Genomic DNA, 9,628 nt, shown 5'->3' on the forward strand with positions numbered 1-9,628 from the left:
TCGACGCCCCTCAGCTCGGTCGCGGCGTTCGGGGATGCTTCCAGCGGCCTACGCGGGGCTGGGAGTCATCATCAGTGCCAGAATCCTGGCCGAGATGGGCGATGACCGGCAGCGGTTCGGCAGCGCCCGTGGGCTCAAAGCCTATGCCGGTTCCGCGCCGATCACGAAAGCATCAGGACGGGCCCTGACCATCACCCACCGGCCTAACAAGAACAACAGGCTCAACGCCGCAGGGATCCTGTGGGCCAGCGTCACGATCCTTCACCCCGGCCCGGAACGACAGCACTACCTGCGCCGGCGCGCCCACGGCGATCGTCACGTCGCCGCGGTGCGACACCTGTTCAACCGGATGCTCGGCCAGCTTCACCGCTGCCTGCAAGCCGGCCAACACTTCGACCAGGAAGTCGCCTACCCCGAATACTTCAGCCCGGCTGTGCTCGAAGCGATCGACTTGGACGGCACAGCGGATCTATCGGTGAACAATCTTGAAACTAGCTACCTAGACCGCTTGGCAGCCACCCACTAGCGTCGAAGTCGAGGCGGTCCAGGCCGCGGTGTGGGGGTTGGCCCACTGGTTTGTGACCATCGCTGGTTGGCCTGCCCGTTGCAAGTCCACAACGCCACAGCGGTGCCGTGGCTTGGCGCGTGCGGTGTGCGCAGCGTCCGGCATCGCCAGCGTCCTTGCTGAGGCGCCGACGACCGGGCTGTAAGACGGCGAACTCGTTGTCCCACAACAAGGCAGGTGGTATCCCACGAGCAGGCAGGTGCGGTCATCCGCTTTCACTCAATGGCGGTTGGTGGATGTTGTTTATCGAGCTTGGTGAGCTGGGCGCGGATGTTGGGGACACTGGTCTCGATGTCTTCTGTGTGGTCGGTGCCGAGGCTGGTGAGGATGTCCAGGGCATGTTGCCAGTGTCGGCGGGCTCGGTCGTGGTCGTTGAGGGCGTGGTGGGCGTGGGCTAGGCCGTCGTGGGCGCGGGCTTGATCGTCTGGCTGGTTGAGGTCGGTCGCGTACCGTAGCGCCTGTTCGTGGTGGGTAAGTGCGAGGTCGGGGTGACCGGTGGCGTGATGCAGGCGGCCAAGGCCCTGTAGGGCTTCGTATTGCCAGTTGTCGCTGCCGAGCTCACGGGCGAGGTTGTATGCCTGCTGGTAGCAGTTGGCGGCTTCGCTGTAACGGCCCAGCATGCGGTGGACAAGGCCGTGACCGTTCAGCGCGTTCAGCTCGCCGTTGCGGTTGCCGATAGCTTGGGCGATCTGCAACGCCCGCCCGTAGTAGTCGCCGGCCAGTTCATGCAGGCCTAGCGTCCAGTGGATGTGGCCGAGACCGTTCAGCGCGGACAGTTCGCCGATGCGGTTGCCGTTGTCCTGGGCGATCTGCAACGCCCGGCCGAAGTAGTCCGCGGCCTGCTCATGGTGGCCCAGCATCCAGTGGATGTGGCCGAGACCGTTCAGCGCGGAGAGTTCGCCGCCGCGGTCGCCGATGTCGTGGGCGATCTGCAGCGCCTGGCTGAAGCGGTCGCCGGCCTGCTGATGGCGGCCCAACATCGCGTGGACTTCGCCGAGACCGTGCAGCGCGGCCCGTTCGCCGTCGCGGTCGCCGATGTCGTGGGCGATCTGCAGCGCCCGCCCGTAATGGTTGCCGGCCTGCTCGTGGCGGCCCAGCATCCGGTGGACATAGCCGAGACCGTTCAGGGCGGTGAGTTCGCCGCCGCGGTCGCCGATGTCGTCGGCGATCTGCAACGCCCTTCCATAGTGGCCGCTGGCCAGGTCATAGCTGCCCTGCATCCGGTGGGCTTGGCCGAGGCTGTTCAGTGCGTTCATCTCGGCTGGGTGGTTGCCGTGGTGACGGGCCAGGTGCAGGGCGTGCTGGTGCAGTGTTTCCGCATCGCGGTAGGGCCCACGCGTACGCAGATGGCGGTCCAGGGTGGCTGATAGCTGCCAGGTGTGTTCGGGCCATCCATGCTCGGCGACGGTAAGCAGATTGGCCAATTCGGTGTCCAGCCACAGTTCGGCTTGCTTCTGCTCAGCCAGGTCTGGTGTGGGGGTGTTGGCAGCTGGGATCGTGGGGCCGCGGTGCCGGGCGTGGGGGCGGGCCAGGTTCATGGCGGTCGCGGTGGTGGCCACGTAGAAGTCGAACAGGCGGGTCAGAGCTGCGCGGCGTTGCGATGGATTGTCTTGGTCGTCAGCCCGGCTCGCGGCATAGGCACGTACCAGGTCGTGGAAGCTATATCGGCCTGGGGTGGCCTGCTGCAGCAGGTGATCGCGGCACAGGTGCTCGAGCATCGTGCCGGCGGTGGGCGGGTCTGTGTCGGTCAGGGCGGCGGCGGCATATGCGTCGAAGTCTTGACCGGGGTGCAGGGCCGCCATACGCAGCACGCGCTGCAGGTCGGTGGGCAAGTGTTGGTAGGACAGGTTGAGGGCAAGTTCCACACCGCTTTCCAACCGGCGGCGGGTGTGGCGATCGTCGAGCCGGTCGGCGTGATCTGTCAATGTCCAGCCCGGTGTGTTCCGGATGTGCCCGGTGACCAGTCCCAGGGCCAAAGGTAGGTAGCCGCAGCGGCCGGCGATGCGGGCCGCAGCCTGCGGATGCGCGCCGACGGGAACCTCGGGTACGGCAGCGGTGAGGAACGCTATGGCCTCGTCGGGGGTGAACACGTCCACGGTGAGGTGGATCGCCGATGGCAGGTCGGTGAGGCTGCGCCGGCTGGTGACCAATGTCAAACACCCCGGCGTTTGTGGGAGCAGGGGCCGGATCTGCTCGGCGTCAGCGGCGTTGTCCAACACGACCAGCGTGCTGGTGCCTGCCAACCGGTCACGGTAGGCCGCGGTGCGGGCGGGCAGATCGTGGGGGATCTGCTGCCCGGGTACCCCGAGCAGGCGCAGGAACCCGTCGAGGACGGCGGCCGGGTCGGCCGGTGGCTGTGCCGGGTCGGGATAAAACCCCCGCAGGTTGACAAACAACACCCGATCAAATGCCTTCTTGCGGGTGAACAGATGCCCGGCGCGGACGGCCAGCTGGGTTTTGCCGACCCCGGCCATCCCGGCTATCGCGGTGATCACCACCGCCTCGCCGTGCTGCCGCGCGTGGTGAAGGGCCTGGCGGAGTTGTTCCAGCTCGATGGTGCGGCCGGTGAATTCGGCCAGATCCTGTGGAAGCCGGTCCTGGACTCGGACTTGCGACGCGGCCTCGATCTCGCCGCCGATGACCCGCAGCGCCTGGCGCCACTGGGTCACATACCCCACGTCCGGATGCAGCGCCTGCACCACCGCGACGACCAGGTGGGGGTTCAACCGCCGCCGACCGATCTCAAAACAACGCACCACAGTTGTCTTGCTCGCCAGCTCAGCCGACGGACGGCCAGCCGCGCCCCACACCGCGTTGATCCGGTCAGTGATCCGCTCGTAGGACGGGTCGCCTGCCCACACCTTCAACAGCCGTAACCGCTGCACCAGGTCATCCAGGGTGCCGGCCTGGCCAGGATCAGGCGGCACCGCAAACCTTTCGACCGCTGGGTTGACCGGTTCCCGTGAGGACGGCACGGCTTCCCCCAAAGCCTCGGATCAATACCTCGGACGCGGCTAAGGCTACCGACCAACCACCGTGCCGGTCTGCCCCGCGACGCTGCACCGCCGAGAAAATTGCCGCATTCGCCGGGCCACGACCTACTTCGAGCTCGACGAGATCGCCGACCTGATCGGCCGCCCTCGAACCGGATTTTTGAACCGTTCGAGCATGTCAGCGACGCCGCCAGTGACCTGGCGTCCATCGAAGATCTCGCTCGTCGGCATGAAGCACAGGATGTCGGTCCCGTCGGCGACGGCCTCGTCTTGGACTGCGACAGTCTGTTCAGCAGTCTCGCCGACGGCGATGTGCGCGGCGGGGACATGCCACACGCCCGGCTACTCGGATGCGGTGCGAGTGCGCTGGCGCACCAGAATGTGCCCCGCGCGGTTCACCAGCAGCATCGCTGCCATCCGGGCGGTCAGGCCAGATTTCCGGCGGCGGGGGTAGGCGTTGATTGGATGCCGAACTTTTCGATCACAAACCGCCAGAACAGCGGGACGCCGTCATCGAGCGGCCGAATGACGGCCCGCGTGAATGATCGACGCCGAAGTAACGGAGCAGGATGGTCCGGCGGCGTCGACGTCTACAACGAACCAACGCGTTGCTGGACCCAACATGGTTTGATCATCTTTGGTCAGCTGACGCGGATCCACTTGCGCCTTCCTGTGACGGCCGACGGGGTGACCCAAACCGAGCCGGCTAAGGCCACCCCATTGTTCTACGGGATTACCTCGACGTAGAACGGGTCAGCGACGCCGCCGACATCCAAGATCCGGTTGTTCCAGTAGAAGGTGCCGAGTTTGACGCCGGCCTGTTCGTTCTGCCAGCTCGGTATCATTGCTCGGCTGAAGTTGCCTCCCGACATATAAGCGCCCTCATAGGTCGACTTGAAGGGATACTCGTCACACTGTGTACCTGGCGGGCGTGGCTCCGACGGTGGACAGGCGAGCAGCGTGTTCGCGTTAATTGACGGCGCATCCGTCAGTCGGTGCAACGGTGTGGTTCCTGGAGCACCGGGCAGGCCCCGTACTGTTTGGGCATAAGTAACATGGTTGGCGTAATCTGGCCACAAGCTCTGTGAGTATTGCAGGACCGGATGAAAGTCGGTAAAAACGCAGCCCGCATTTGGACCGAGGTAGGACATCCAGTCGCATCGGATATCTCTGAGCGCTATCCAATGGTCCGTCGATGGCGCGCCCGGCATAGAGAACCAGAAGATCAGGGTGTTCTCCACGTGAGTCACACCGTTGTACGGCACGTTGCTCTTGTTGGTCTGCTGTCCCTCGGCCGGAGTGTTCGTAATGGAGATGGGATAGGGCTGGATTCCCTGATCATCGATGATCTGACAGTCGTAGGTGGCATCCACGCACCACCAGAAGCCGGCGACCGTGATGCCGCTGATGTCGCCCGCCTGACCGGTCTTCTTGATGCTGGCGGTATTGAGCATGTAGGCGCTCGTCGCTGTCGTCATGGTGTGCATCTCGATTTTCCAAAACATCGTTCCCACGATGTACGGTTCGCCGTTCGATGCCCACGCGATTTTGTTTACTTGGCCGGATAGCCAGCCACACATGTCGTATCTGAAAGCCTTGAACCCAGCAGCCATCCCGACACATTCGGCGGGAAGCGAGTTCAATGAGGGGCCTTGCTCGCCAGTCTTTCCTGTGCCCTTGGCATCGGTGGATACGCATAGTGCACTGGTGTATCCCTGAGCCAGGGCATTGGCCTTCCGCTGGTTACAGTCGGGCTGCCCGCTCTTCGTGGCAGCCATCGTGGCGGCGGCCCGCTCGGCGAGATTGACGCGCGGTGCCTTACCGGTCTCACCGACCTTGGCGGCAGCCGGACTGGCCACCGCGATAAGCCCTGTCACGACAGTCACCGCCAGCGCGCGAAAGAACCTTCCACGCGTCTGTCTACTTGCCAACCCCAAGATCGTCACATTTTCTCCTTCGGAAAGCTTGCATTGATTGATGCAAATCTCACGAGTGCAATTGACATCCGGTCTGTCAGACTGCTCGCTGATGCACACATTTGGATGTGGACCATTTTCACTGGGTCGGCAGCCACCTCGGCTAACAGCTGCCGCTGACGTGGCGGGCAGAACTATTGCCGCGAAGAGAGTTGGTGCCGTGGGCCAGCATTCTCCTCATAGGCCTCCCTTTTGAGAGACGTGGTTCGATGTGCCGCGTTCAGCGTGCGAGGCGGCAACGCGTACACGACGAAATGGACTGGCAACTTGCCTACTGGCCGCGCCTCCTTAAGGTGGGGTACTTATCTGCCTGCCGCCGACTATCCCGAGTGGATGGATACGGCGGGGGAATCCGGGCCGAATCGGAACGGCCGTGAAGGCCCGGCACTCGCGTGTGGAGGATGGCGTCACGTGCAGACAACTGGCCGACGCGGGACGCTCGAGTGGCTTGCGGTGGCTTGGACGGGCCAGCAGGTCCCCGGCTGGCCGACAAGCTCGCGGTGCCGGTGCACCCGTCCGGCCGATCCACAGGATCCCCGCACCGCGGCAGCCAGCTCCGCGAGTGTTGGGCGTCGACGACTTCGCCGTCCGCAAGGGCCACACCTGCAACACCCTTCTGGTCGACATCGAGACCTCGCTTCCGGTGGATGTGCTCCCGGACCGCGACGCTGACACGCTCGCCGCGTGGCTGACCGCCCCATCCCGGCGTTGACATGGATCTGCCGCGACCGGGCTGCCTACTTCGCTGACGGTGCCTCACGGGCGGCGGAAACGCGATCCAGGTACCGACCGATGGCATTTGATCCACAACGTATGCAAGGCGGTCGAGTGTGCGTTCAACGGCGACGCAAGCATCTGCGCCCAGATCCGCCGAAGCTGCAGATAACGCCCACGGACACATGTCAACGCTTCCCGAAAATTGATCACTCACGGATTCCTGAAAATTGCCCCCTGGGCGGTCATGCGTTGCTGGCGCGGTTCTCTTTGGCGAGGAGCTCGCGTCGTTGCCTGGTGCGGTAGGAGTCGTCGGCGAGGGTGAGCACCTCGGCGTGGTGGACGAGCCGGTCGATCATCGCGGCGGCGACTACTTCGTCTCCGAAGACCTCGCCCCAGCGGCCGAAGGGCAGGTTGGAGGTGACCATGATCGAGCCTTGCTCGTATCTGGACGCGATCAGCTGGAAGAACAGGTTCGCTGCATCCTGGTCGAACGGGATGTATCCGACTTCATCAATGATGATCAGTTTGTAGCGGCGTATCTTCTTCAATTCGGCGTCCAGGGCGTTGGCCTTGTGTGCCGTGCTGAGGCGGGTGATCCAGTTGCTGGCGGTGTCGAACAGCACCGAGTAGCCGGCTTGAGTGGCTTTGACACCCAGGCCGATGGCCAGGTGGGTTTTACCGATTCCGCTTGTTATCCGAGGTGGAGCGAGTTTCTGCGTTCGTTTGCCCAGCTTGTGCCGGTGTTGATATGGCAGTGACAGGGTTTGCTAGGACGTTGAGCAGCGCGGCGTCCGTAGGATCGCGGCATGCCCGATGACGAACGCGTGATCCGGTCAATGTTTGCCGGTCGGCTCCAGCCCATCTCGGTTCGTCGGCCGATGCCGTCGGTGCCGCGCCGGAGGTGGTCCGACGAGGATTGGGCGCGCATCCAGCTGGGTTACTGCTCCCGGGACATGGATGACAAGTGGGACGTCTTGGTCGAGGGAAATGTCGTCTTTCTGTATCGGAGCTGGACCGGTTACGGGATATTCGAGGCGACCTTCGCCCGGGTGGAGGAAGGCAGTTGGCGGATTACTGAAGCCGTGGTGGAGCGCGACCAGGAGCGTTATCGAAATGACGATGAGGAGTACGACTGTGTGATCCTGGAACTGCTGCTTAGCAATGTCGTGCTCGGTGAGGCTGCGTTGGAGCTCCGTGCGAAGTTCGTGGAGTTGACGCGCAAAGCGTCGGGTTGATGTGAGGCTCCTGTTGGGCTGGCGCAGCTCGGCGCTGTGATTCGTGCTCAGTTTCGTCCGTTTGATGCCAGAGAAAATCATCCTGGCGAGGTGCCGGGATGATCTTGTCTGGTCCAGCCGCGCCGGTGGAGTTCGCGGCGGAGGTCGAGGTGTTCGCCGTGGGTTTGTGCCAGGGCGGCTTCGAGGGCTTGGACTTTCTTGGCGATGCCGCGCTTTGAGCTGGCTGATCTGGGTGGTGAGCACCAGGACGAGGGTGTCGTTCTCGTTGGGTTGGATACGTTGGCCAGGTGCGGGTTGGGTTTGTGCGCGTAGGTGCTCGATGCGGCTGCGCAAGTCGGGGTGGTTGTAGAGGAAGGCGTGCGACACGCCTGCTTCTTCGAGCAACGCCGGCCAATCGGATAGGCGGCGTCAGCTCCGGATCGGATTGACGGGCAAAGACAGTTGGACGATCGACGTGGCTCCGTGATGCCGCCGAGGGTATCGGTGGAGCGTTGTTTGGCGCCGAGCCAGCCGTGAGTGCCGTCGCAGTCTAGTCTTCGGGATGGGACCGATGCTTCGGCATGTTTCGCCTCTTTTCGCGCCAGCGCCACAACTCCAGGAACAACATCACCGCAGTTGCGGCCATGAAGCCGCCACCGAGTACTCGAGCAGCCACGTTATCAGGATGATTTGCGTAGAATATCCATGCCACGAAGAACCCGGACGCCATGCTGATGACCCAGTTCTTTGCGCGAGCGTCAGGCATCAGCGGACGCGCCTACGCACTCTTCCACTGTATCCGTATCCATATAGCCATTTTGGACTGCCTCCCATAACCGTGGAGGTCGTTGTACAGGTCATTGACACCCATCCAAGACAGCGCAAGCAGCGCCGCGCCTTTCGCGGTCTTGCCTATCGGGCTCGTAAAACCGGGTTTAGGTTATGCGGCCTGCGTGTATTCGTTAATCAGCCCGCCGAGGATCGGGCGTCGCTGAATCCGTGCGGCGGTGAGGTCGATGACTTGTGGTGGTGGGTTTGGTGGTTGCTGGCCCAGCGATCGGTGTGGCCGGTGGCCGTTGTAATGGGCGGTGTATTCGGTCGGGACGCTGGACAGATGCTGTTCGCCGACGATAGGCATCCGGTCGGTGCACTCGCGCCGCACCGTGCCGACCCAGCGTTCCGCGAAGGCGTTCACCCTTGGCGCCTGAGGTGGTGTGCGGAGAACGTCGATACCGGCGGCGGTGAACACCCTGTCGAACGCCGCGGTGAACTTCGCGTCCCGGTCACGCAGCAGGAACCGCAGCCAGCCGAAGCGTTGGTCCAGAGCCATTAGCGGATTGCGGGCTTGCTGCGCCACCCACGTGCCAGGGGGATGTGCGGTGACACCGGCGACGTGGACCTGCCGGGTAGCCAGTTCGATGAAGAACAGCACGTAGATCCTTTTGAGGAACACCGTGTCGACCGTGAAGAAATCACAGGCCAGGATCGTGTGTGCCTGGGCAGTCAGGAACTGCCGCCAGGTAGGTCCGGCCCGGCGGGGTGCTGGGTCGACCCCGGCCTGGCTCAGGATCTTCCAGCCGGAACCGGCCCCGATGCCGACGCCCAGGTGGGATGTCAGATCGGCAGTCAGCCGATGGGCGGGGCGTGCCTGAGCGACCACGCCGGACACGCTGCGAGCGCTCCGGTCTTCCGTGATGCCGCCATGACGTGACCATGACGGTGCTGAGGATCCTACGCGGGACAGTCCGACCGAAGGAGTCCTGTCATGGCAAAGTCCTATCTGGCAGAGCGTCTGACACCCATAGGCAGGTACCCGACAGGCGGCTGTGAGTCGAAGTACGCAGACGACGCTCGTGCGGAGCGCCCCAATGGGCGCATGACTGTTGATATCCGGTTGTTGGGCGTGATTGAGCTGCACGTCGACTGTCGCGTGACCGGCATCGGTCATGCCCGGCAGAAGTGTGTGCTTATTGGCAAGGGCAGCTGGTATGGGTACAACACCTTCGCTGCTGCATCCACAGTGGACAGGTACACGTTCATTGAGCCGCAACAGATCCCTGAACCTATTGGTGTGTCTGCCAGCGGGCAGTCGACTGTCTGGGGGAGATTGTCGTGAATGTCAGCCGGCCTTTTGGCCATACTCGCAGGCCGCTCGCTGTGCTG

8 protein-coding genes and 1 pseudogene are annotated in these 9,628 nt (G+C 63.6%); 4 read left to right on the forward strand and 5 right to left on the reverse strand.

Going from position 1 to position 9,628, the window contains the following annotated elements; all coding sequences use genetic code 11:
* Positions 1–34: 34 nt before the first annotated feature.
* Positions 35–526 (forward strand): transposase, encoded by a 492-nt coding sequence (locus Rhe02_RS04305; RefSeq protein ID WP_203906736.1) that lies wholly within the window; start codon positions 35–37, stop codon positions 524–526.
* A 254-nt stretch (positions 527–780) separates the two neighbouring features.
* Here the strand turns inward: Rhe02_RS04305 and Rhe02_RS04310 are convergent, their stop codons facing one another.
* From Rhe02_RS04310 to Rhe02_RS04320, 3 genes are all read right to left on the reverse strand, one after another.
* Positions 781–3,492: an ATP-binding protein gene (locus Rhe02_RS04310; protein ID WP_203906737.1), complete on the reverse strand. Its 2,712-nt coding sequence runs from the start codon at positions 3,490–3,492 to the stop codon at positions 781–783.
* A 171-nt stretch (positions 3,493–3,663) separates the two neighbouring features.
* Positions 3,664–3,894, reverse strand: a complete 231-nt coding sequence (locus Rhe02_RS04315) for a hypothetical protein (RefSeq protein ID WP_203906738.1) — start codon at positions 3,892–3,894, stop codon at positions 3,664–3,666.
* A 389-nt stretch (positions 3,895–4,283) separates the two neighbouring features.
* Complete coding sequence (locus tag Rhe02_RS04320; protein ID WP_203906739.1) at positions 4,284–5,504, reverse strand: NucA/NucB deoxyribonuclease domain-containing protein; 1,221 nt, start codon at positions 5,502–5,504, stop codon at positions 4,284–4,286.
* Positions 5,505–6,096: 592 nt separating this feature from the next.
* On the opposite strand from Rhe02_RS04320, the gene Rhe02_RS04325 reads away from it, so the two are divergent.
* Positions 6,097–6,246 (forward strand): transposase, encoded by a 150-nt coding sequence (locus tag Rhe02_RS04325; protein WP_203906740.1) that lies wholly within the window; start codon positions 6,097–6,099, stop codon positions 6,244–6,246.
* Positions 6,247–6,493: 247 nt separating this feature from the next.
* Here Rhe02_RS04325 and Rhe02_RS04330 read toward each other — a convergent pair.
* Positions 6,494–6,961: pseudogene (locus tag Rhe02_RS04330) on the reverse strand (ATP-binding protein); the annotation flags it as partial.
* Positions 6,962–7,057: 96 nt separating this feature from the next.
* Here Rhe02_RS04330 and Rhe02_RS04335 point away from each other — a divergent pair.
* Positions 7,058–7,486, forward strand: a complete 429-nt coding sequence (locus Rhe02_RS04335) for a hypothetical protein (protein WP_203906741.1) — start codon at positions 7,058–7,060, stop codon at positions 7,484–7,486.
* Between the two features lie 919 nt (positions 7,487–8,405).
* On the opposite strand, the gene Rhe02_RS04340 is transcribed toward Rhe02_RS04335, so the two are convergent.
* Positions 8,406–9,125, reverse strand: coding sequence for an integrase core domain-containing protein (locus Rhe02_RS04340; protein WP_239123344.1), 720 nt, complete (start codon positions 9,123–9,125; stop codon positions 8,406–8,408).
* Positions 9,126–9,230: 105 nt separating this feature from the next.
* Here Rhe02_RS04340 and Rhe02_RS49620 point away from each other — a divergent pair, with 105 nt between their 5' ends.
* Complete coding sequence (locus Rhe02_RS49620; protein ID WP_239123347.1) at positions 9,231–9,581, forward strand: hypothetical protein; 351 nt, start codon at positions 9,231–9,233, stop codon at positions 9,579–9,581.
* The last annotated feature ends 47 nt before the right edge of the window (positions 9,582–9,628 follow it).

Source organism: Rhizocola hellebori (genome assembly GCF_016862955.1).
Classification (GTDB): Bacteria; Actinomycetota; Actinomycetes; order Mycobacteriales; family Micromonosporaceae; genus Rhizocola; species Rhizocola hellebori.